The organism is Nocardia sp. NPDC060259, from assembly GCF_042728775.1.
Lineage (GTDB): Bacteria > Actinomycetota > Actinomycetes > Mycobacteriales > Mycobacteriaceae > Nocardia.
Genome location: NZ_JBHXAY010000060.1, coordinates 1 through 22,903, shown reverse-complemented (window position 1 = coordinate 22,903; position 22,903 = coordinate 1). Strand labels below are relative to the sequence as shown.

The following is a 22,903-nucleotide window of genomic DNA, read 5'->3' as shown; positions in this document are numbered from 1 at the left end:
CGACCTCGGCCGGATCGGGCAGACTGACCCCATGGGAAAGCAGCAGAACGACGGGCCGGTGCTGGTCCTGGGCGGGCGCAGTGAGATCGGCATCGAGGTGGCGCGCAGACTGGCCCCCGGACGCGTGGTGATCCTGGCCGCGCGCCGGTCCGACACGCTGGACGCCGAGGTCGAGCAGGTGCGCGCGGCAGGTGCGAGCGCCGTCCACACCGTGGAATTCGACGCCGACGACACCGCCGCCCACGCGCCGCTGCTGGAGAAGATCGCCGCCGAACACGGTGGCATCGCGACCGCGGTCCTCGCCTTCGGCGTCCTCGGTGATCAGGAGCGCGCCGAGCACGACCCGGCGCACGCGGTCGCCGTCGTGCACACCGACTTCGTCGCCCAGGTCAGCGTGCTGACCACCCTCGCCACCCTGATGCGGGCCCAGGACGCCGGACAGATCGTCGTATTCAGCTCCATCGCGGGCGTCCGCGTGCGCCGGGCGAATTACGTCTACGGTGCGGCCAAAGCAGGCCTGGACGGCTTCGCCAGCGGCCTCGGTGACGCCCTGCACGGCACCGGCGTGCAGCTGCTGCTGGTCCGGTCCGGTTTCGTGATCGGCCGCATGACCACCGGCATGGACCCCGCGCCGCTGTCGAGCACGCCCGATCAGGTCGCCGACGCCGTAGTGCGCGCCCTGGACAAGGGCGCGACCCGCGTCGCGGTGCCCGGCAAGCTCGCCGTGGCATTCTTCGTGATGCGGCTGCTGCCGCAGTTCGTCTGGCGCCGGATGCCGCGGTGACCGAGGCGGAGTGGGCGGGTCGGCCGATCGCGGTAGCCGGGATCGGCGCCGACGGCTGGTCCGGGCTCGGCGAGACCGCGCGGACGGCGATCCTGGAGTGTGACGTCGTGTTCGGCTCGCCGCGTCAACTGGCCTTGCTCCCGCCCGGCGCTGCCGAACAGGTGCCGTGGCCGAGCCCGCTGCTGCCCGCCCTGCCGGAGTTGTTCGCGCGCAACGCCGATCGCCGTATCGGCGTCCTGGCCAGCGGTGACCCCATGTTCTACGGCATCGGCGTCACCCTGGCCCGTCGCTTCGGCGCGAGCGCGCTGCGCGTGTTCCCGCAACCGTCCTCGGCGTCGCTGGCGTGCGCGCGACTCGGCTGGCCGCTGGCCGAGACCCCCGTGGTGAGCGTGGTTGCCCGGCCGTTGCCCACGGTCCTGCCCGAGTTGGTCGACCGCCGCCGCGTCCTGGTGCTCAGTGAGGACGAGTCCACCCCGGCCCAGCTGGCACAGTTGTTGTCCGACAACGGGTTCGGTGACTCCACGCTGACCGTCCTCGAACAACTCGGCGGCCCCGCCGAACGCCTGCTCACCGGCACCGCGACGAACTGGGCTCACCCCCACGGCGACCCGCTCAACATCGTCGCCGTCGACTGCGCCGCCGCCCGGGGCCGCCGCCGCGACACCCGCCTGCCCGGCCTGGCCGACACGGCCTTCACCGGCGACGGGCAGCTCACCAAAGCCGAGGTCCGCGCGCTCACCGTCACCGCGCTGGCACCGGCGCCGGGAGAATTGCTGTGGGATGTCGGCGGGGGATCGGGGAGCATCGCCATCGAATGGTGCCGCACGCATCCGCTGTGCCGTGCTGACACCTTCGAACGCCTTCCGGCGCGCCGTGCACAGATCGCGGCGAATGCCACCGCGCTCGGCGTCCCCGGAATAACGATCCGCGGCGAAGTGCGCTCAGAGTTTGCCGACGCGGAATTTCCCGCGCCGGACGCGATATTTCTCGGCGGCGGTCTCACCCAGGACGGCGTGTTCGCGCAGTGCTGGCAGCGCCTGCGCCCCGGCGGCAGGCTGGTCGCCAACGCGGTCACCGCGGAATCGGAAGCACAGCTGCTGGACTGGTCAGCCACCTACGGTGGGGTCCTGCGAAAATTTCAGGTCTACCGTGGCGAAGCACTCGGTGGGTTCACGGCCTGGCGGCCGCACCTGCCGGTCGCCCAGTGGATCGTCGGAAAACCCGCTGGTTAGCGGTGGATAAGCGCGTGGGTTCGATCACAGGCAGATCACGCGCAGATCACGGTGAAACCGTTCATGCAGGGTCGTGACGCCATGAAAGTTACGAACCGAAGGTGTAAAACGTGTGCCTCGGGGGTAGGGTCGTGGCCGTTCCGGTAAATCCCTCGGTTCGTTTTTATCCATGATGGGGAGTTACATGAAGTACTCGAAGTTCACCGCCCCCGCGGTGCAGGACACCGCTACCGCAGGCACCGGCGGCTCGTCGCCGGTCGGCGCGGGTTCGGCCGGCGTCGGTAGGCAGCCCTGAGGGTCCTGATCCTCGGCGGCACGGGCGAAGCCCGGGAGCTGGCCCGGATCGCATCCGACGAGCGGGGCCTCGACATCGTGTCGTCCCTCGCCGGACGGGTCGCTCATCCGCGGCTGCCGGTCGGTCCGGTACGCATAGGCGGTTTCGGTGGTGTCGAGGGCCTCCGAACCTGGCTGCGCGAGAACGCGATCGACGCCGTCGTGGACGCGACCCATCCCTTCGCGGCCCAGGTCAGCGCCCATGCGGCCACCGCCGCGGACGAACTCGGCATTCCCGCGCTGCACCTGCGGCGGCCGGAATGGGTGCAGCGCCCCCGCGACCTGTGGACGCGCGTGCCCGATCTGATGTCGGCGGCCGCGGCGCTGGCCCCCCATGGTGAGCGGGTGCTGCTCACCATCGGCCGCCAGGGTGTCGGCGCGTTCGCCGGCTGCGCCCGGCATCGGTTCGTCATCCGCTCGATCGACGCCCCCGCGGCTCCGCTGCCCCCGCGCTACGAATTGCTGCTGGCGCGTGGACCGTTCACCTTCGACGACGAACTCGTCCTGATGTCACGTCATCGGATCGATGTGCTCGTCACCAAGAACAGCGGTGGTGAACAGACCGAGGCGAAGATCATCGCCGCCCGCACCGCCGGGCTCCCTGTCGTGATGATCGACCGGCCGCCGCTGCCCGTCGGCGCGGTGACGGTCGACGAGGTCGCCGCCGCCGTGGATTGGCTGCACGACGCCGCCTCGCATCGGGTGCGCTGACCGCGGGTCAGACCGTGTTCGGCGGGGTGAAGATGCGCGGGAGCTGGTCGAACCAGTGCAGCACCGCGCGTTCGTACGCGATGCCGAATTCGAGGGTGGCGCGCTGGTGCGGCGCGAGGGCGGTCGGGTCCTCGTCGAGGTAGCGGTCGAGGCGATCCTGATGGATGTTGCGGTTGGCGGCGATGATCCGATCGCGATGGGCCGGTTCGAGGTGCTCGCCGAAGGACAATGTCAGCAGCAGCGGCACCCGGATCGTCTCGGCGCCCGGATCGCGGGCGATCCACTCGGTGAACGCCTCACGCCCGGTGTCGGTGATCCGGTACGGCGTGCGTTCCCTGGCGCCCCGCTCGCCCTTGGTGACCAGACCGGCCGAATCCATGGCTGACAGTTCGCGATACACCTGACTCTGGGTGATGGTCCAGAAGTCGCCGATGCGGAGCTGGGCCTGGGTGGCCAGGTCCCAGCCCGACATCGGACCTTCGTGCAGGAACCCGAGTAGCGAGGCCGCGGTGGAGTTCAGCGGGCGGCGTCGAGTCGCGGTATCGGTCAACGGTCAACTCCCTTCGAACTACATTCCTAAGTGGAATGTTACGCCCTGGGTGTGTCGGCAACCAAGAGTGCCGGTGTTGCGCTGGGTTCGCTACCCGCCGGTGCCGTACCGGCGCGCCGTGAACACCCTGGTGCCCTCGGCGGTGTCGAAGGCGGTGGTGGTGGACGCGCCGATGATGAGCAGCGTACGCATGTCCACCTCGTCGGGATCGAGCTCGCCCAGGGTGATCACCCGGACCGACTCGGTCGGGCCGCCGACATCGCGACCCAGCACCACCGGCGTCTCCGGCGGCCGGTGCGCGAGCAGGACGTCGCGCATGGCGCCGACCTGCCAGCGACGCTGCGAGGAGGCCGGGTTGTAGATCGCGATCGCCATATCCGCGGCCGCGACCGCCGAAAGTCGTTGGACGACAGTATCCCACGGCTTGAGCCGGTCCGAGAGCGAGATCATCGCGTAGTCGTGCCCGAGTGGCGCGCCAACGCGGCTGGCGACGGCGTTGGCCGCGGTCAGCCCGGGCAGCACCCGTACCGGCACATCCTTGAACTGCGGTTCGGCCGACACCTCCAGCACCGCGGCGGCCATCGCGAAGACACCGGGATCGCCCGAGGACACCACCGCGACCCGGGCGCCCCGCTTGGCCAGATCCAGTGCCATGGCGGCCCGTTCGGATTCGACCTTGTTGTCGCTGGCGTGTCTGCGCTGACCTGGGCGCTCGGGGACGCGGTTGATGTAGGTGGTGTAGCCGACCAGATCGGTCGCTTCCGCCAGCGCCGCGGTGACTTCCGGCGTGGTCCACGCGGTATCGCCGGGGCCGAGTCCGACGACAACGACTTCGCCCTGCCGGCCGCCGGTATCGCCGCCTGCGAGTTCGGCCCGGGCGGCGGTGACGGTCTCGGCGGGTGCGGACGTCGTCGGCGCGGCGAGGCCGCCGCCGACCGGCGCTACCGATCTGCTGTCCAGCGCGGTCGCGGGCTGCGAGCGGGTGACGATCGGCGTCGTCGGCGTCGGCCCAGGCACGAGGGTGATGGCGAAGTACGGCACGTCGGCGTCGTCGACATCGGCGGCCGCGAGGACGCGTTCGCGGGTGCTGCTCGCGCGTTCGACGTAGTAGGCGTCGGCGAGCCGTCCGGAGTCCGAGAGTGCCTGGCGCACACCGGGATAGGTGCGGCCCAGCTTCATGATGGCGGCCGCTTCGGTGTTGCGCAGGCGCTCGGTCAGCTGGTCGACGGGCATGGTTCCGGGCAGCACGGTGAGCACCTGCTCGCCCTCGACGAGCGGGGTGCCCAGGGCGGCCGAGGCCGCGCTGACCGAGGTGATGCCGGGAACGATCTCGGCCTCGAACCGGTCGGCCAGGCGCCGGTGCATGTGCATGTAGGAGCTGTAGAACAGCGGGTCACCCGCGGCGAGCAGCGCGACGGTGCGCCCTGCCGCGAGGTGCGTGGCGAGCCGGGCGGCGGCCTGCTCGTAGAACTCGTCGATGGCGCCCTGGTAGCCGCCGGGATGGTCGGTGGTCTCGGTGGTCACCGGGTAGACCAGGTGCTCCTCGATCTGGCCTTCCCGCAGGTACGGCGCCGCGATGCCGCGCGAGATGCTGCGTCCGTGGCGCGCGCTGTGGAACGCGACGACGTCGGCTTCGGCGATGAGGCGGGCCGCCTTCACCGTCACCAGTTCGGGATCGCCGGGGCCGAGGCCGATACCCCACAGTTTGCCGGTGCTGATCTCGCTCACTCCTGTTCGCTCGCAATCGCGTTGAGCGCCGACGCGGTGATCGCGCTGCCACCCCGCCTGCCGCGCACGGTGAGGAACTCGATCCCGCCGAAGTCGATCAGCGCCTGCTTGGATTCGGCGGCGCCGATGAAACCGACCGGAATGCCGATGATGGCGGCGGGCCTCGGTGCGCCGGCGTCGAGCATGTCGAGCAGGTGGAACAGCGCGGTGGGGGCGTTGCCGATGGCGACGACGGCGCCGTCGAGCTGGTCGCGCAGCAGTTCCAGCGCCGCCACCGATCTGGTGTTGCCCAGCTGCGCGGCCAGCGCCGGGACGCGCGGGTCGGCGAGGTTGCAGAGCACGGGATTGTCGGCGGGCAGGCGCTTGCGGGTGACGCCGGAGGCGACCATGTTGGCGTCGCAGAGGATCGGCTTGCCCGCGTGCAAGGCGGCGCGCGCCGCCGCGACCACCCCGGGGGAGTAGGCGATGTCACCGGCCAGGTCGACCTGTCCGCAGCCGTGGATCATCCGGACGGCCACCCGCTCGATCTCGGCGGGGAAACCGGCTAGATCGGCTTCGTCGCGAATCGTCGCGAACGAGCGCCGATAGATCTCGGCCCCGTCGGTGAGGTAGCTGGCACGCACGTCGGACATGCGGTCAACCCTAGAACCTGGGCCGGACGTGGTGTTCGTCGCGGGTCGCTCCGGTGCGCGGGCGCGCGATCTCAGGTGCGTGGCCGCTCGAGGATGCGCGACATCACCAGTGAGCTGCGCGTGCGACCGACCCGCGCGTTCTCCCTGATCCGTTCGACCGTCACCTCGATCTCGGCCATGTCGGTGGCCATCACGTGCACGAGCGCGTCGGCCTCGCCCGCGATCGTCCAGACGCCGACGACCTGCGGGATCGGTTCCAGCGTTCGCCGCAGTTCGGCGGGGGAGATGTTGTCGCGGTAGTAGACCTCCACGTACGCCTCGGTCTTCCAGCCCAGCGCCGCCGGATTGACCTGCGCGGTGAATCCGGTGATCTGCCCGCTGGCGACCATCTTGTCGACCCGCCGCTTCACCGCGGGCGCCGAGAGCCCCACCACCGAGCCGATCTCCTGGAACGAGGCACGCGCGTGGGTGAGCAGCACTGCCAGGATGCGCCGATCGAGATCGTCCACGTCACTCCTCCCTTGCCTGGACGCAATGATTCCCCATTCTCGCACCAGAATGCGCAACGAATCGGTGTTCCCCGTGCAATGCGACGACATTTACCTTCGTAGGAACACTCGAACCGCGCAGCCACCGGGAGCCCTGATGACCGCCGCAGCCCCCCTTCGCGCCACAGCGCCCGCGCGGGTCGCCACCCCGCGCCGCTATGTCCTGTGCAGGCCCGACCACTTCGAGGTCGCCTATGCGATCAATCCGTGGATGGACCCCGCCACCCCCGTCGACCGGCCACGTGCCCTGGCCCAGTGGGAGATCCTGCGGGCCGTGCTCGAGGAACACGGGCATTGCGTGGAGACGGTGCCCGGCGAACCCGGCCTGCCCGACATGGTGTTCGCCGCCAACAGCGGAATCGTGATCGACGGGCACGCGCTCTCGGCGCGCTTCGCCCACCCCGAACGCGCCGCGGAGGGCCCCGCGTTCCACCGCTGGTTCGCGGCCAGGGAACTGCGCGCCCTCGCGACCGCCTGCGAAACCAACGAGGGCGAGGGCGATTTCGCCTTCGCCGGGCACCGGATCCTGGCCGGTGTCGGCTTCCGCTGCGCGCCGGCCGCGCACGCCGAGGTCGAACGGTACTTCGACCTCCCGGTGGTCTCCCTCGAACTCGTCGATCCGCGCTTCTATCACCTCGACACCGCGCTGATGGTCCTCGACGACACCACCGTCGCCTACTACCCGGCCGCGTTCAGCCCCGCCGCCCGCGACGTCCTGACCACCCTCTACCCGGACGCGATCCTCGCCGACGAGAACGACGCCCTCTGCTTCGGACTCAACGGCGTCAGCGACGGCCACCACGTCTTCCTCGACCCCGGCGCGACCAGCCTCATCGCGGCGCTGCGGGCTCGCGGGTTCGCGCCGGTCCCGGTCGACATGTCCGAACTTCGCAAGGGCGGCGGCGGCGTGAAGTGCTGTGTGCTGGAGTTGCACACCCGCCGGGACACGACCGCCGGGCAGCCGGGACCCGATTCGCCCCGGCTACCTGCGGAGATGTTGTGTACGCGTGAGCTGGACGACGAGTAGGCCTACGCGCGCGAACCTTCGCCGCACCCGCACGCGCAGGCCGTCGGTACTCATTCGAACTCGGTGCCGCCATCGCGCAGCAGGTACGCGTCGGAGACGATCTTGCCGATGGCCCGCCCGCCGAGCACCGGCGAGTGCCGTTCGGTGGCCGGGCGGACCACCAGGCCCTCCCGGATGTTCGCGCCCGCACCGCTGACGGTCTCGGTTCCCTCGGCCAGCGTCAGCAGCAGGTCCGCGTCGTAGGGGCCCTCGTAGAGGACCGGTACTCGCGGCACGGTGATGCCGAGTTCGCCGAGCAGCGTGCCGATCTCGTGGTGGTCGAGCCAGCGCACCGGCTCGCCGCCGCGGTCCACCGCGATGTCGAACAGGCCGAAGCCCAGCGACTCGTCGTGGGCGGCCGAGGCGCCGTAGTGCAGATCCTGCACACCCGCGCCGTAGACCTCACCGAACAGCCCGACCCGGTCGGCGTCGAGCGCGGTGGCGATCTTCCTGGCGGCCTCGTCGAGTCCGTGCGTGCGGATCGCCCGCCAGTACAGGTTGCCCTCGGACGGCGTCAGCGAGAGCGACTTCCCGCCGACACCCTTGGAGGACACCAGGATCCGGTCGTCGGCCCGCAGGTGGGTGAGCAGGCAGGCGGTGCCGTGGATCTTCTCCGTGGCCACCACCGGCTCCTCGGCGGTGAAGATATCCGGAAAGCGTTTGATGTTCTCGACATCGATCCACCGCACCAGATCCGGGGCAGCCTCGACCTGACCGGCCATCGAGACCGGAACGGGCGGAACCCATTTGACGATCCCGAGCCGCTCGGCGAAGTCGGCGCGCTCGACCGCGGCCGCCGCCAGATCCACCGCGCTCAGCGCGGCCGGGGTGCACACGATGCCCTGCGACACCTCCCCGCGCAGCCGCACCGCCTTCACCCGATTGCGCTGGGACCCGGCCAGTTTCCCGGTCAGTCCGAGTTCGGCGATCAGCTCCTCGGGCAGGAGGGCCTGCTCCGGGATGTAGAGCGCGTGATCACCGGTCGCGAACTGGCCTTTGGCCACGACGGCCCGGTACAAACCGACCTGGGCGAGCTCGAGCCGATCGGCGTTCGGATGTGGAAGGACGACGAGCCGCTCGGCCGTCACCTGCAGTGTGGACATGGAAACCCCCTCGTGATGAGAAGGTCAGCGTACGAGCCGGCACCGACAGGGTCGATCGAATTTTCCTGCGGGACAACCGTCCCGCAGGTGCGCGGTCACGACGGGTCGATGCGGTAGCCGTCGGGTGTGGCGACGACATCGGTGACCGGCCCGGTGGGACGGCCGCAGCGGCGCTCACAGCCCGACCAGTGCTGACGGCCCGCCACGGAGACGTCCTCGGCGGGCACGACCATCTCGGCCGCGCCCGGTACGCCGGGCAGCACGCGATCGGAGTCGACGGCGGCGGCGAGGTCGGCGCGGACATCGGTGAGCGACTTGGCGCAGCCTGGTCGGCCCGCGCAGGCGCTGACCTGCAACCACGGCGACTGCGCGTCGAAGATCAGGCCCATCGGCGCCAGCACCCGCACCACGGTTTCGGCGGGACCCTCGTCGAGATCGGTGATCACCAGACTGCGCCACGGGGTGACATAGACGGGCCGCTCGACGGCCGCGAGGAATTCCGCGGTCCGCGCGGGCAGGGTGCCCAGCGGCACGCCCGCGCCGAGGCTGACCAATCCGTTGTCCTGATCCAGCCAGCCGATCGGAACTGTGTGTGTCGCACCGAGTTCCAGGCGTGCACCGGCGGGGGAGCGGTCCAGGGCCTCGGTGACCCGCTCGGCACCGCCGGGAATCTCGTGCAATCGCCACTGCCCGTCCTCGCCGGTCCCGCGCAGATCGAGGAAGCCACGCGCCGCGTCGAGCATCACGTCGATCGCTTCGCTCGCCGTCACCCGCACGCCGGTGTCGGCGCCGGCGAGCAGGAGCGCGAACTCGTCCGCCCCGACGGCCTGGATACCGATGTCGCCGCGCAGCGTGCTCACATCGCCGCGACCGTCGTCGAGCGTGAACAGCACCCGGCCCGGCAGCTCCGCCAGCCGCGGATCCGCGCGCAGACCCGCGTCGAGGCCGACGGCGAGCCCGTGCACATCCGCCCAGCCGCCGACCCGGCCGGACAGTGGCGAGGCGACGATATTGCGGACCCGCTCGTGGGTGCGGCTCGGCAGGAGGCCGGCGGCGGCGAGCCGATCGGCGAGCGCGGCGGCGTCACGCACCTGCCGCAGCTGGATATTGCCGCGGGAGGTCAATTCGAGGTGACCGTTGCCCAGTTCGACGGCCGCGTCCGCGAGTGCCTGCACCTGCTCGGGTTCGAGCCTGCCGCCGGGCACCCGGATCCGGGCCAGCGGTCCGTCGGCGGCCTGGTGCAGTCGCAGGACACCGGGGCAAGAGTCGGGAGTGCTCCTGGTCATGATCCGTCCAGCCTACGACCGCCGACGCGGGCGGCTACGCGAGGCGTCGCCGGGCCGCGTCGCCTAGGGTGGGCGGGAATCGTTCGCCAGGTCGATCGCCGACAGGAGAGGTCGCCGCATGCTGCGTGAATTCGTGGACAAGCGTGTCGTTCCCGCACTGGACAAGGCCGCGCACGCGCAAACCGCCGCGGTCGGCCGCTACGTCGGCTGGCTCGAACGCAGGCATCCGGACGACGCGCCGGTGCAGACGCTGCGGCGGCTCTCCCGCCAATACCTGGTCGTCGTCACCACCAGCGGCGTCGTCGTCGGGCTCACCGCCGCCGTACCCGGGGTCGGCACGCTGCTGGGTCTGGCCGCGACCGGCGTCGACACCGTCGTGTTCCTCGAGGCGTCCTCGGTGCTGTCCGTCGGCGCCGCCGCGGCCTACGACCTCGACCCCGCCGACCCGCGCCGCGCGCAGCTGGTGTCGAAGGTGGTGCTCGGTGACGCGGGCACCAAGCTGCTCGACGAGACCGCGGGACACAAGACCGGCCAGTGGCTCTCGGTCGTCACCGACCACATTCCCGGCCTGGCGAGCATGCCGGACTCACCGGCCAAGCGTTTCCTGGTCAACTATCTCGTCAAACGCACGCTGCTGCTGTTCGGCACCCTGATCCCGGCCGGTATCGGCGCGGTCATCGGCGGCGTCGGCAACAACGCCCTCGGCCAGATGGTGGTCGCCAACGTGTACCGCAACCTCGGCACCGGGTCCCCGGAGATGGTCGCCGCCGGCACCCACCGCGACTGACCGTCGGCTTGACCTTCGAGCCACTCGAACCCCGATGATGTGCCGATGTCCGAATCCGAACTGCTCACCATCGGTGCCTTCGCCCGTGCGTGCGGTCTGAGCACCAGCGCCCTGCGCTTCTACGCCGACGCGGGCGTCCTCGTCCCCGCCGTGGTCGACGAGATCACCGGCTACCGCTACTACGCGCCCGACCAGGCAGGCACCGCCCGGCTGATCCGGCACCTGCGTGCCGTCGACATGCCACTGCCCGTGGTCATCACCGTCCTCACCGAGCGCGACCAGGCCCGCGTCGCAACACTGGTGGAGGACTACCTCACCAGCCTGGACCGTCAACTGGATTCGGTGCGCGCAGCGGCCGACGCAGCCCGTGCCGCAGTGCGTTTCGGCTCGCTCGTGGCATCGGGCACGGCTTCGGCGATCGCCCCGGGCTCGGCGGCGGGACCGGTTTCGGCGACCGGCGCCGGGGCGAGTACTGCTGTGGACCCGCTCGCCGACAGCGTCATGTGGGTGCGCGGGCCTTTGCTCGCGGCTGCTGTCGACCAGATCGCGACCGCGACGATCATGGATCCGGAGATGCCGGTGCTCAACAGCATTCACCTCGAGGCACGGACGCAGGAACTGATCCTCACCGCCACCGACCGGTACCGCCTGGCCACCCGGAGCCTGCGGCCCGCTCGCGCGACGACGGCGGAGTGGACGGCGACCGTCGACGCCGACGACCTCCGCGCCGCCGCATCCTGGCTGCGCCGCAGGCATACGGTCGCGATCCGGCCCGGATCCACCCACCTCGAGATCATCTCCGGCGATTCGGCCGAGCAGGCAGACACGACACCGACCGAGAACGGCAGGGCAGAAGCGCTCGGCCCGGATCGGCGACGTTGCCGCCGTAGGGCCGACGAGTTTCCCGACTACCGCGCGATGCTGGCGGCGCTGCCCGCCGTCGTCACCCGCGTCGTCCTGAACAGAACCGAGCTGCTGGATGCGCTCGAGCAGGCCGGTTCGGCCACGATCACCCTGCACGTGATCCCGGAGCACGGCCTCGACGAGCTCACGCGTGCCGATCTCGCCGCCACCCCCGCGTACGCGTTCATCCTCGGCCATGGCTATGACGCCAGGGATGTCGAGGCCGTCCGCGCGGCGTCGGACGCGGGCGCCATCGCCGATCCGGCACGGGCGGTGCGGATTGCCGGGGACGGCGATGCCGTACTGCTGCCCGCGACCGTCACCGGTCCCGGAATGACGATCCATTTCGCTGTCACCACCCTGTACCCCGCCGTCGCGGGCGCCGTCGGCCCCGACGTGATGCTCGACCTGATCGCCCCCGACCTGCCCGCCCGGATCCGCTCCGCCGACGACGGCGACCTGCTTACCCTGGCTATGCCGTGCCGTCCCGACACCGAGGAGACCTCCCGATGACCGCCGCCCGCGGGCTGGAAAGTTGCGGTGCGAGGGCGGACAGTACGATCGGGATGCTCGGCGGGCGTCGAGGAAACCGGTGGAAATCCGGTGCGGTCGCGCCACTGTGAACAGCCAGACCCTCTCCGGCGAGCACCACACCGCATCCCGATGGGCGCGTCACCCGAGGAAGGCCACACCCTGTGATCCTGCTGCTGTCCACCTCCGACACCGATCTGCTGAGCGCACGCGCGAGCGGCGCCGACTACCGGTGGGGCAATCCCGCCCGGTTGCTGGTCGAGGATCTGCCGGGGTTGCTCGACGGCGCCGATCTGGTGATCGTGCGAATCCTCGGCGGCAAGCGCGCCTGGGAGGACGGCCTGGAGGCGGTGCGGGCCAGCGGGGTACCGATGGTGGCGCTCGGCGGCGAGATCGCTCCCGACGCGGAACTGATGGAGTGCTCGACCGTCCCGGTTGGCGTCGCGGCCGACGCGCACAACTACCTCGCCGCCGGTGGCGCGGACAACCTGCGCGAGCTGCACAACTTCCTCTCCGACACCGTCCTGCTCACCGGCCACGGCTTCGAACCACCCGTGGAACTGCCGAGTTGGGGTGAGCTCGACCGCACCGCCCGCATCCTCGAACCGCACGCCCCGACCGTCGCCGTCGTCTACTACCGCGCCCAGCACCTCGCGGGCAACACCGGCTACATCGACGCACTATGCACCGCGATCGAGGCCAAGGGCGCTCGCGCACTGCCCGTCTACTGTGCCTCGCTGCGCACCGCGGAACCGGAACTGCTCGCCCTGCTCGGCCGCGCCGACGCCCTCGTCGTGACGGTCCTCGCGGCAGGCGGCAGCAAGCCGGCCACCGCCTCGGCCGGTGGCGACGACGAGGCATGGGACGTGGCCGCACTGGCCGCTCTCGACGTGCCGATCCTGCAGGGCCTGTGCCTGACCAGCGGCCGCGCCCAGTGGGAGGCCAACGACGACGGCCTCTCGCCGCTCGATGTCGCCACCCAGGTCGCGGTGCCGGAGTTCGACGGCCGCATCATCACGGTCCCGTTCTCGTTCAAGGAATTCGACGCCGACGGCCTGTCGACCTACGTTCCCGATCCCGAACGCGCCGCCAGGGTCGCCGGCATCGCCGTGCGCCACGCCCGCCTGCGCCACATCCCCGCCGCCGACAAGCGCATCGCGATCATGCTCTCGGCCTACCCGACCAAGCATGCCCGCATCGGCAACGCGGTCGGTCTCGACACCCCGGCGAGCGCGATCCGCCTGCTCACCGAATTGCACACCGCCGGTTACGATCTCGGCGATCTCGGGGAGATCCCCGGCCTCCTGGAGCGCGACGGTGACGCCCTGATCCACGCTCTGATCGCCGCGGGCGGTCAGGACCCGGACTGGCTCACCGCGGAACAGCTGGAGGGCAACCCGATTCGCATCGGCGCCGCCACCTACACCCGCTGGTTCGAGTCCCTGCCCGAGGATCTGCGCGAGGCCGTGGTCGAGGCGTGGGGTCCGCCGCCGGGCGACCTGTACGTCGACCGGTCGGCCGACCTCCATGGCGAGATCGTCATCGCCGCACTGCGTTTCGGCAATGTGGTGCTGATGGTGCAGCCGCCCCGCGGGTTCGGCGAGAACCCCGTCGCCATCTATCACGACCCCGACCTGCCGCCGAGCCACCACTACCTGGCCGCCTACCGCTGGCTGTCCGCGCCCGACGGTTTCGGCGCCGACGCGATGGTGCACCTCGGCAAGCACGGCAACCTGGAATGGCTGCCAGGCAAGACCCTCGGCATGTCGGCCTCCTGCGGCACCGACGCCGCGCTCGGCGACCTGCCGCTGATCTACCCGTTCCTGGTCAACGACCCGGGCGAGGGCACCCAGGCCAAGCGCCGCGCGCACGCCACCCTGGTCGACCACCTGATCCCGCCGATGGCCCGCGCCGAGACCTACGGCGACATCTCGCGGCTCGAGCAGCTGCTCGACGAGCACGCCAACATCTCCGCCCTCGACCCGGCGAAACTGCCCGCCATCCGCCAGCAGATCTGGACGCTGATGCGCGCCGCCAAGATGGACCACGACCTCGGCCTGGCCGAGCGTCCCGAGGAAGACGTCTTCGACGACATGCTGCTGCACGTCGACGGCTGGCTGTGCGAGATCAAGGACGTGCAGATCCGCGACGGCCTGCACATCCTCGGCCAGGCGCCCGAGGGCGAGATGGAACTCGACCTGGTGCTGGCCATGCTGCGCGCCCGCCAGCTGTGGGGCGGCGAGCAGAACGTGCCAGGCCTGCGCGAAGCGCTGGGGCTCAGCGAAGCCGGTGACGAAGCCCGCGAGCGGGTCGACGTGGTCGAGGGCCGCGCCCGCGAACTGCTGGCGGCACTGCAGGCGACGGACTGGGCCGTCGACGCGGTCGAGCGACTGGTCGCCGACTTCGAGACCGCGATCCTCGACGGGCACCGGGCCGCGACGGGTGACGGACACCGCGATGCCGAGCGACTGGACAAGGTCGCCACCATCCTGCGGTTCGCCGCGACCGAGGTCGTACCCCGCCTGCGCGAGACCAGCATCGAGATCTCGCGAGTCCTGCACGCCCTCGACGGCGGTTTCATCCCCGCGGGCCCCAGCGGCTCCCCGCTGCGCGGCCTGATCAACGTGCTGCCCACCGGCCGCAACTTCTACTCCGTCGACCCCAAGGCCGTCCCGTCGCGGCTGGCGTGGGAGACCGGCCAGGCGATGGCGGAGTCGCTGCTGGCGCGCTACCTCGCCGACCACGGCGAATACCCGACGTCGGTGGGCCTGTCGGTGTGGGGCACCTCGGCCATGCGGACCTCCGGTGACGACATCGCCGAAGTCTTCGCGCTGCTGGGTGTGCGGCCGGTGTGGGACGAGGCCAGCCGCCGCGTCACCTCCCTGGCGGTGATCCCCCTCGACGAACTCGCCCGTCCGCGCATCGATGTCACCGTGCGCATCTCCGGCTTCTTCCGCGACGCCTTCCCGCACGTGCTCGCCCTGCTCGACGACGCCGTCCGGCTCGTCGCCGAGCTCGACGAGCCAGCCGAGTCGAATTACGTTCGCGCGCACGCCCAGTCGGATCTGGCCGAGCACGGCGACGCCCGCCGCGCCACCACCCGCATCTTCGGCTCCAAGCCGGGCACCTACGGCGCAGGCCTGCTGCAGCTCATCGACTCCAAGAGCTGGCGCACCGACGACGACCTCGCGCAGGTGTACACCACCTGGGGTGGCTACGCCTACGGTCGCGACCTCGACGGCGCCCCCGCCGCCGAGGACATGCGCACCGCCTACAAGCGGATCGCGGTGGCCGCCAAGAACACCGACACCCGCGAACACGACATCGCCGACTCCGACGACTACTTCCAGTACCACGGCGGCATGGTCGCCACCGTGCGTGCGCTGACCGGCAAGAACCCCGAGGCCTACATCGGCGACTCCACCCGCCCCGACGCCGTGCGCACCCGCACGCTCTCGGAGGAGACCGCCCGCGTGTTCCGTGCCCGTGTGGTGAACCCGCGCTGGCTCGAGGCGATGCGCCGCCACGGCTACAAGGGCGCCTTCGAGATGGCGGCCACCGTCGACTACCTGTTCGGCTACGACGCCACCACCAACGTGGTCGCCGACTGGATGTACGAGAAGCTCAGCGAGAGCTACGTTTTCGACGACGTGAACCGCAAGTTCATGGAGCAGTCCAATCCGTGGGCGCTGCACGGCATCGCCGAACGCCTGCTCGAGGCCGCCGAGCGCAAGCTGTGGGAGCACCCCGAGCCCGAGACGCTGGACAAGCTGCGTCAGGTCTACCTCGAGACCGAGGGCGAGCTGGAGTGAGTAGCGAGCAGTCCGCCGCGTATTTCCGGCGCGACGGCGAGGTGTACACGCCGACGTCGTGGGGCCGGAGCCTGTGGGCCGACGGGATCCTGTCCGGCCCGCCGGTGTGTGGACTGCTCGCCCGCGAGATCGAGAACCGGTACCGCACCGGGGAATTCGTGCCCGCCCGGTTCACCGTCGACCTGCATCAGCCGGTGCCCGCGGTCCCGCTGACCGTGGACAGCGAGCTGACCCGCGACGGCAACCGGGTGCGCGCGGCGCAGGCGGTGCTGCGCGCCGACGGCCAGGTCGTCGCGCGGGCCTCGGCAGTGCTGCTGAAACGGTCGGCGCAGCCGCGGGGTGAGGTGTGGCGCGAGGTGCGGCAGCCGCCGCTGCCGCCGACCGAGCTGCTGGCCTCGGTCGCGCCGACCGTGCACCTGTTCGACAGTGACGGGTCCGGTGACGGCTGGACCGTCGAGATCTCCCGGCACGAGAACGACACCCGCAAACGCAAGTGGGTCCGCGGTATCCCGGTGGTGGCCGGGGAAGCCGGTTCGCCGTTCGTCTTCGCCGCCATGGCGGGCGAGCAGGCCAGCCTGGTGACGAACTGGGGCACCGAGGGGATCGGCTTCATCAACACCGATGTCTCGATCACCTTCGCCCGGTTGCCGATCGGCCCGGAGATGGGCATCGAAGCGGGCAACCACCTCAGCCACGACGGCGTCGCCGCGGGCTCGGCCGTGCTCTACGACGCGGACGGCGAGTTCGGTGTCTGCACCGTGTCGGCCGTGGCCAACGAACGCAGGCAGATCAGCGGCGCGGCGATCGACGCCTACATTCCGTTGCGCGGCGGCACGCAGCGCGGCTGAGCTGCACGACTTGCCGGAAAACTAGAACGCGTTCTACCCTGATCGTGGTGCGTGGGCGCACCACGGCACGGAGGTGCCGGCCGCAGGGCAGAAGAGAGTCGCAATGAGCACTTCTCCGGCGTACTTCACGCAGGACGACGGCGTTTTCCAGCCCACCCGGTTCTCCATGAGCCTGTGGGCCCCGAGCACGCTGTCCGGGCCGCCGGTGTGTGGGCTGATCGCCCGCGAAGTCGAGGCGCGCTACTGCGGCGACGGGTTCGTGCCCGCCCGGCTGACCGTCGACCTGCACCGGGCGGTGCCCGCGGTGCCGCTGACCGTCGACAGCGAACTGGTGCGCGACGGCAAACGGGTCCGCGCGGTGGCGATCGTGCTGCGTTCCGGCGGTGAGCCCGTCGCCAGGGGCAGCGCGCTGCTGCTGAAGCGGTCGACCCAGCCGCCGGGGGAGGTGTGGCGGCCAGGGCGGGAACGTCCGCTGCCGCCGCGCGACGCGCTCGCCACCGTCGACGAGGCCATGCACCTGTTCGGTAGCGACGGCAACGGGTGGTCGGTGAAGATGACCGAGCACCAGAACGACGCCAGGAAACGCAAGTGGGTGCGCAATATCCCTGTGGTCGCGGGCGAGGAATCCTCCCCGTTCTGCTTCGCCGCCATGGCCGGTGAGCAGACCAGCCTGGTCACCAACTGGGGCACCGAGGGCATCGGGTTCATCAACACCGACGTCTCGATCACGTTCTCGCGCATGCCGATCGGGCTCGAGATGGGCATCGAGGCGGAATCGCATCTCAGCGACGACGGCATTGCCGCGGGTGCGGCGGTCCTCTACGACGCCGAGGGCGCTTTCGGTATCTGCACCACCACCGCGCTGGCCAACGAGCACCGGCAGATCCACGGCTCGGTCATCGACAACCTGTCCGAGGAGTTCTCGCTGTCCCAGGTCACGCCGGATCGAGGCCGCTGAACGCCAAGCCGACCGTGGTCGCGCACAGCACGAACCCGGCCGCGGTGGTGGTCAGCAGATAGCCCAGCGCGATCATCCGGGCCGCCGGGAGCAGCGCCAGCAGCAGCGTCGGGGTCAGCAGCGCGGCCAGGGTCAGCGCCCAGCTGAGCCAGTACGAGGTCCGGATCGGCTCGATCTCCGCGAACGCGATCGTCCGCGGCACCGGCACCTCCCACGCGTCCTGCACGGCGAATGTCGCGGGAACCAGGACGAATACGGCAACGAACAATCCCGCCGCCACACCCCAGCCCGCCCGCCACCTGACCTGCCCCGGCACCGCTGCACGCACCCGCCCACACACCTTCCCTGCCACCCGGTTCACCCACTCCGCCGCGCCCCATGCTGCCTCGAGCGGAACCCCCACGCGGGTAACCGCGCACCGTGTCACCGCATGCGCTGAACGTTCACCATCCCGCCGATCGGTCGGAATCGGGACGATAGTCGGCGGGCTTCGAAGGCCCTAGATGCCGGTCTGCTCGGCCATGACGAAGATCGCGCGACCGCGAAGAACTCATGCCGGAATCAGGGTCACGATCAGTTCGTCGGCGATGGACTCCGCTTTCACCATGCCCTCGCCGAGGTACAGCGTGGCGGCCTGCGGCCTGCCGTCGGGGAGCGGCACGACCGAGACCGCGTCGACCCGGCGGCCCGCGAGCACGTCGTAGGGCGGCTCGTCGGTGACGTCGAAGGCGGTGTACTTACCCGAGATGGCGACGTATTCGATGTTCACCGGGTCGACCAGCGGTTCGAACGGGTCGCGCCACGGCGCCGCGCCGATCCGCAGTTCCGCGCCGTCGACGCCGGCGTCGAGCAGCAGCGTCGATCCGTTGTGGAAGGTGAATTCGATCGGGCCCTCGGTGCGGTCGATGTCGTCGCCCAGGACGTAGAACATCCGGCGGACGGCGACGATGGTCCCGTCGACCGCGGCGTTGAGCGCGGCGCGGCCGTACTCGTCGTTGTCGGACACAGGTTTCCTCTGACGGTCGATCTCGCACGCGTGGCGTGCTGCCGGGCAGATGAGCCATCATGTCGCCCGACCTGCGCGGTACGCAACTCGGTGCGGCGTGTTCGCCGCCGCGACCCGGTCATCCGCCGTGCCCGCGACCGCTCGTACAGTGGATTCATGGTGGATCCCACCCCGGACGACACCGCGGCCGCGGTGGAGCGCGCGGCCGAACTGCTGGCCGGGCGCCGCCTGGTGGTGATCTCCGGAGCCGGCCTGAGCACCGACAGCGGCATCCCCGACTATCGCGGCCCGGATTCGCCGCCGCGCAACCCGATGACCTACCAGCAGTTCGTCGGCGACGCCGAGTTCCGGCAGCGCTACTGGGCCCGCAACCACCTGGGCTGGCGGCGGATGGACGCCGCGCGCCCGAATCGGGGGCACCGGGCCGTCGCCGAGCTGGAACGCGCCGGGGTGGTCGCCGGCGTGATCACCCAGAACGTGGACCTGCTGCACACCAAGGCGGGCGCGCGTCGCGTGATCGACCTGCACGGCACCTACGCGCGGGTGTGCTGTCTGCGCTGCCGAGCGATGATCTCGCGCATGACGCTGGCCGAACGTCTGGAGGAAGCGAATCCCGGTTTCGCGGAACATGTTTCAGCGGCGACCGGGATCGAAGTCGCTCCCGACGCGGACGCGGTGGTGACCGATACCGCCCGTTTCCGGATGCTCGACTGCGCGACCTGCGGCGGCATGCTCAAACCCGACATCGTCTACTTCGGTGAATCCGTGCCAGCCGACCGGGTGGCCGCGGCCTTCGACCTGGTCGACGACGCGCAGGCGCTGCTGGTGGCAGGCTCGTCGCTGACGGTGATGTCGGGCCTGCGCTTCGTGCGGCGGGCGGCGAAAAACGGTGTGCCGGTGGTGATCGTGAATCGCGGCGGCACACGCGGCGACGACCTGGCCACCGTGCGGATTTCGGCAGGCTGCTCGGAGACGTTGTGCGCCTTGGCCGAACGGCTCATCACACCGAGCGCGATCGCCGGGCGATGAACGAATCCGTCGACGCCGCGATCGAAACCTTCTTCGCGGGCACACCGTATTCTCTCGAGATCTTCACCGTGCTGCGGGAATTGATCGCGGCCAACGGTCCGGCGGAACTGTCGGTGGCATCGCAGATCACCTTCGGCCTCGCCCGGAAGTTCGCGTGGGTATCGCTCTACAACATCACCGGCCGCAATCCGCAGGGCACCGTCCAAATCATGCTCGCGATCGACGAGGAAATAGCGCGGCCACCGGTGTACCGGGTGAATCAGGTCGGCCGCTCGCGCTGGAATAACCTGGTCGTCGTGCATTCCGAAGCCGAGGCACGCGATCGGCGAACTGGCAGTTCTGATCGCCGCCGCCTATCGATTCGGTGCGAAATGAACGGTCACTTGATCCCTCGTTGACGGCGGCGTATTCGACGTGGGTAAGCTCTGCGCACCAGTGCATGAAGAGTTCCACCCGCGGCGCAAAGTTTTCCTCGCAGCGGGGTTGTCGGCCCTCGTGTGGGCCGCATGATCGACCCCCACTTGCCAGCCGATCAGAACCAGGGCTTTTCCATGACCGATACCGTCGTTGCCGAACCACGCCTCACGCACCGCCAGACACTCACGATTCTGTCCGGCCTGCTACTCGGGGTGTTCCTCGCCGCGCTCGACCAGAACATCGTCAGCGTCGCGATCGTGCGGATCGCGAACAGTCTCGACGGCTTCGACGAACAGGCGTGGGCGACAACGGCGTACCTGATCACCGCCACCGTCACCACGCCGCTCTACGGCAAACTGGCCGACATCTACGGGCGCAAACCGTTCTATCTGCTGGCGATCGCCCTGTTCGTCATCGGCTCGGCGGCCTGCTGCTTCGCGACCACGATGTACCAGCTGGCGGCCTGCCGCGCGTTCCAGGGACTGGGCGCGGGTGGGCTGATGTCGCTGGCGTTCACCATCGTCGGCGATATCGTGCCCGCCCGCGAACGGGTCCGCTACCAGGGGTATTTCCTCATGGTGTTCGGCATCGCGACGGTGCTGGGCCCGGTGGTCGGTGGGTTCCTGTCCGAGTACGAGAGTCTCGGCGGGATCGAGGGCTGGCGCTGGGTATTCCTGGTGAACGTGCCGGTCGGGGTGCTGGCGTTCCTGGTCGTCGCCCGGGTGCTGAATGTGCGGCATACACGCAGGCGAAGCCGGATCGACTGGTTGGGCGCGCTCACCCTCGTCGTCGCTGTCGTGCCGTTGCTCATCGTGGCCGAGCAGGGCCGGGTGTGGGGCTGGACGTCGCCGAAATCGCTGCTCTGCTACGGCATCGGCGCGGGCGGGCTGCTGCTGTTCCTGATCGTCGAGTTCTTCATGAGGGACGCGGCGCTGATCCCGCTGCGGTTGTTCCGCAGCCCGACCTTCAGCATCGCGATCCTCGGCGGCTTCCTTGTCGGTGTCTCGATGTTCGGCGCGATCACCATGGTTCCGCAGTATCTGCAGGTCGTGCGTGGTTTCTCGCCGACCGAGGCGGGGCTGCTGATGTTGCCGCTGGTGCTGGGCATCATGGTCGGCGCGCAGCTGTCGGGCCTGATCACCAAGGCCAGCGGGCGGTACAAGGTGCTGCCGGTCCTCGGTGCGCTGATCCTGGCGATCGGCTGCGCACTGTTCGCCCACGTCGGCTACGACAGCCCACTGTGGCAGCCGCTCGCCTACAGCGCGATCATGGGCTTCGGCCTCGGTGGCTGCATGCAGACGCTGATCATCGCCGCGCAGAACGCCGTCCCGAGCACCGAGATGGGGGTCTCGACCGCCTCGGCGACCTTCTTCCGGCAGCTGGGCGGCACCCTGGGCGTCGCGGTGTTCCTCACCGTCCTGTTCGATCGGCTGCCCGGATCGATCCTGTCCGCGTTCGGCGGCAGCCTGCCCGCCGGTCTCGACGCCGCTGGTCTGGATGCGCTGCAACGGGATACCTCCGGCATCGCCGCGCTGCCCGACGAGTTGCGGATGCCGATCCTGGCCGGCTTCACCGACGCGATGCAGGGCGTGTTCCTGCTCGCCGCCGATCTCGCGATCGTGGCCTGCCTGGTGCTGGTGTTCATGAAAGAGATTCCGCTGCGCGAGGATCCGGTGCCCGAGGAGGGTTCGGACGGTACGCTGCTGCGCGACGTGAGCCTGCACGACGCGCACGAGATGGTCGATCACCTGCGGCCCGCCGCCACCGGCCGGGTCATCGCGGGGCTGTTGCGCCGCGACGACGCCCGCCCGGTACCCGCGGCCATCCTCACACTGATCGACCAGCACGGTCATCAGGTGGCGCGCGGCAACGGCGACGCCGACGGCGCCTATGTCATCGCGGCGCCGCAGCCGGGGAACTACGTCCTCATCGCCGCCGCGGCGGGCCATCAGCCCGAGGCGGTGAGCGTGTCGCTGGGGGAGCGGGCGCTGCATGTCGACCTGATGCTCACCGGGGCAGGTGAACTCACCGGCACCGTGCGGTCGGCGCGGCGCGGTGAACCGCTGTTCGGCGCGACCGTGACCCTCACCGATCCCGAAGGTGACGTCGTCGGTGCGGCGATCACGGGTGAGGACGGGGTGTACGTGTGCCGCGATGTCGTGAGCGGGACGTACACGCTGGTCGCGGTCGCCGACCACATGCGCCCGTCCGCGGTCGCGCTGACCGTGCCGGAGACGGGTTCGCTGCACCACGACATCGATCTCGAGCCGATGGCCATCCTGATCGGCTCGGCCTGGGTCGACGGTGACCGCCCCGTCGCCGACGTCCAGATCACCGTCCTCGACGCGGGTGGCGACCCGGCGGCCACCACCCGCACCGACGAGCAGGGGCAGTATCTGGTCCCCGACCTCCCGGAAGGCGAGTACACCGTGGTCGCGCGCGGCTATCCGCCGGTCGCCAGCCAGGTGTCGGTGACCCGCGGCGAGATCACCCACGACGTCACCCTCGGCTACGACAACGAGGAGTCGATGCACCATCGCTGATCGTGCGCCGCGTGGGATCCCACGCGGCGCACGGCTCACGCGCTGACGGATGCCTCGCGCTGGAGTTCCAGGGCGATGTCGACGAGCTGGTCCTCC

Annotated in this window: 20 protein-coding genes; 12 read left to right on the top strand and 8 right to left on the bottom strand. The window is 70.2% G+C overall.

Annotated elements, in window-relative coordinates:
- Positions 1 to 31: 31 nt before the first annotated feature.
- From ACFWF2_RS21300 to ACFWF2_RS21290, 3 genes are all read left to right on the top strand, one after another.
- On the top strand, positions 32 to 784 hold the full coding sequence (locus ACFWF2_RS21300; RefSeq protein ID WP_379309172.1) for an SDR family NAD(P)-dependent oxidoreductase: 753 nt from the start codon (positions 32 to 34) through the stop codon (positions 782 to 784).
- The gene (gene cbiE, locus ACFWF2_RS21295) at positions 763 to 2,016 is read left to right on the top strand and encodes a precorrin-6y C5,15-methyltransferase (decarboxylating) subunit CbiE (protein ID WP_379309194.1); all 1,254 of its coding nucleotides are present in this window, start codon (positions 763 to 765) and stop codon (positions 2,014 to 2,016) included. Before ACFWF2_RS21300 ends, cbiE begins: the two co-directional genes overlap by 22 nt.
- A gap of 291 nt (positions 2,017 to 2,307) precedes the next feature.
- Positions 2,308 to 3,060, top strand: a complete 753-nt coding sequence (locus ACFWF2_RS21290) for a cobalt-precorrin-6A reductase (protein ID WP_379309193.1) — start codon at positions 2,308 to 2,310, stop codon at positions 3,058 to 3,060.
- A gap of 7 nt (positions 3,061 to 3,067) precedes the next feature.
- Here the strand turns inward: ACFWF2_RS21290 and ACFWF2_RS21285 are convergent, their stop codons facing one another.
- The 4 genes from ACFWF2_RS21285 to ACFWF2_RS21270 all read right to left on the bottom strand — a co-directional run bounded on the left by ACFWF2_RS21285 (position 3,068) and on the right by ACFWF2_RS21270 (position 6,479).
- Positions 3,068 to 3,610, bottom strand: a complete 543-nt coding sequence (locus ACFWF2_RS21285; protein ID WP_379309171.1) for a PadR family transcriptional regulator — start codon at positions 3,608 to 3,610, stop codon at positions 3,068 to 3,070.
- A gap of 90 nt (positions 3,611 to 3,700) precedes the next feature.
- Positions 3,701 to 5,329 (bottom strand): precorrin-3B C(17)-methyltransferase, encoded by a 1,629-nt coding sequence (gene cobJ, locus ACFWF2_RS21280; protein WP_379309191.1) that lies wholly within the window; start codon positions 5,327 to 5,329, stop codon positions 3,701 to 3,703.
- Between the two features lie 5 nt (positions 5,330 to 5,334).
- Positions 5,335 to 5,970, bottom strand: coding sequence for a precorrin-8X methylmutase (locus tag ACFWF2_RS21275; RefSeq protein ID WP_379309170.1), 636 nt, complete (start codon positions 5,968 to 5,970; stop codon positions 5,335 to 5,337).
- Positions 5,971 to 6,041: 71 nt separating this feature from the next.
- Positions 6,042 to 6,479: an Lrp/AsnC family transcriptional regulator gene (locus ACFWF2_RS21270; protein ID WP_379309169.1), complete on the bottom strand. Its 438-nt coding sequence runs from the start codon at positions 6,477 to 6,479 to the stop codon at positions 6,042 to 6,044.
- A 136-nt stretch (positions 6,480 to 6,615) separates the two neighbouring features.
- Here ACFWF2_RS21270 and ddaH point away from each other — a divergent pair, with 136 nt between their 5' ends.
- Positions 6,616 to 7,545, top strand: coding sequence for a dimethylargininase (ddaH, locus tag ACFWF2_RS21265; RefSeq protein WP_379309168.1), 930 nt, complete (start codon positions 6,616 to 6,618; stop codon positions 7,543 to 7,545).
- A gap of 50 nt (positions 7,546 to 7,595) precedes the next feature.
- Here ddaH and ACFWF2_RS21260 read toward each other — a convergent pair whose 3' ends face one another.
- Positions 7,596 to 8,687: an RNA ligase (ATP) gene (locus ACFWF2_RS21260; protein ID WP_379309167.1), complete on the bottom strand. Its 1,092-nt coding sequence runs from the start codon at positions 8,685 to 8,687 to the stop codon at positions 7,596 to 7,598.
- 95 nt (positions 8,688 to 8,782) lie between these two features.
- Positions 8,783 to 9,973: a precorrin-3B synthase gene (cobG, locus tag ACFWF2_RS21255; protein WP_379309166.1), complete on the bottom strand. Its 1,191-nt coding sequence runs from the start codon at positions 9,971 to 9,973 to the stop codon at positions 8,783 to 8,785.
- A 118-nt stretch (positions 9,974 to 10,091) separates the two neighbouring features.
- Between cobG and ACFWF2_RS21250 the strand changes: the two genes are divergently transcribed.
- The 5 genes from ACFWF2_RS21250 (at position 10,092) to ACFWF2_RS21230 (ending at position 17,812) form a co-directional block, all read left to right on the top strand.
- On the top strand, positions 10,092 to 10,760 hold the full coding sequence (locus ACFWF2_RS21250; RefSeq protein ID WP_379309165.1) for a hypothetical protein: 669 nt from the start codon (positions 10,092 to 10,094) through the stop codon (positions 10,758 to 10,760).
- Between the two features lie 45 nt (positions 10,761 to 10,805).
- Positions 10,806 to 12,176: a MerR family transcriptional regulator gene (locus tag ACFWF2_RS21245; RefSeq protein ID WP_379309164.1), complete on the top strand. Its 1,371-nt coding sequence runs from the start codon at positions 10,806 to 10,808 to the stop codon at positions 12,174 to 12,176.
- A gap of 182 nt (positions 12,177 to 12,358) precedes the next feature.
- Positions 12,359 to 16,006, top strand: a complete 3,648-nt coding sequence (cobN, locus tag ACFWF2_RS21240; RefSeq protein ID WP_379309163.1) for a cobaltochelatase subunit CobN — start codon at positions 12,359 to 12,361, stop codon at positions 16,004 to 16,006.
- Positions 16,003 to 16,854 (top strand): acyl-CoA thioesterase domain-containing protein, encoded by an 852-nt coding sequence (locus tag ACFWF2_RS21235; protein WP_379309162.1) that lies wholly within the window; start codon positions 16,003 to 16,005, stop codon positions 16,852 to 16,854. The genes cobN and ACFWF2_RS21235 overlap by 4 nt, the downstream gene beginning before the upstream one ends.
- Before the next feature lie 103 nt (positions 16,855 to 16,957).
- Positions 16,958 to 17,812, top strand: a complete 855-nt coding sequence (locus ACFWF2_RS21230; protein ID WP_379309161.1) for an acyl-CoA thioesterase domain-containing protein — start codon at positions 16,958 to 16,960, stop codon at positions 17,810 to 17,812.
- Here ACFWF2_RS21230 and ACFWF2_RS21225 read toward each other — a convergent pair.
- Positions 17,790 to 18,215 carry a hypothetical protein gene (locus ACFWF2_RS21225; RefSeq protein ID WP_379309160.1) on the bottom strand — a complete coding sequence of 142 codons (426 nt, stop codon included), beginning with the start codon at positions 18,213 to 18,215 and terminating at the stop codon, positions 17,790 to 17,792. The two genes, ACFWF2_RS21230 and ACFWF2_RS21225, sit on opposite strands and share 23 nt — an antisense overlap.
- 147 nt (positions 18,216 to 18,362) lie before the next feature.
- The gene (locus tag ACFWF2_RS21220; protein WP_379309159.1) at positions 18,363 to 18,818 is read right to left on the bottom strand and encodes a hypothetical protein; all 456 of its coding nucleotides are present in this window, start codon (positions 18,816 to 18,818) and stop codon (positions 18,363 to 18,365) included.
- Positions 18,819 to 18,974: 156 nt separating this feature from the next.
- Here ACFWF2_RS21220 and ACFWF2_RS21215 point away from each other — a divergent pair, with 156 nt between their 5' ends.
- From ACFWF2_RS21215 to ACFWF2_RS21205, 3 genes are all read left to right on the top strand, one after another.
- On the top strand, positions 18,975 to 19,847 hold the full coding sequence (locus ACFWF2_RS21215) for an NAD-dependent protein deacetylase (protein WP_379309157.1): 873 nt from the start codon (positions 18,975 to 18,977) through the stop codon (positions 19,845 to 19,847).
- Between the two features lie 68 nt (positions 19,848 to 19,915).
- A complete protein-coding gene (locus ACFWF2_RS21210) occupies positions 19,916 to 20,245 on the top strand; it encodes a hypothetical protein (RefSeq protein ID WP_379309156.1) in 330 nt (109 codons plus the stop codon).
- A 153-nt stretch (positions 20,246 to 20,398) separates the two neighbouring features.
- On the top strand, positions 20,399 to 22,807 hold the full coding sequence (locus ACFWF2_RS21205) for an MFS transporter (RefSeq protein WP_379309155.1): 2,409 nt from the start codon (positions 20,399 to 20,401) through the stop codon (positions 22,805 to 22,807).
- Positions 22,808 to 22,903 lie beyond the last annotated feature (96 nt).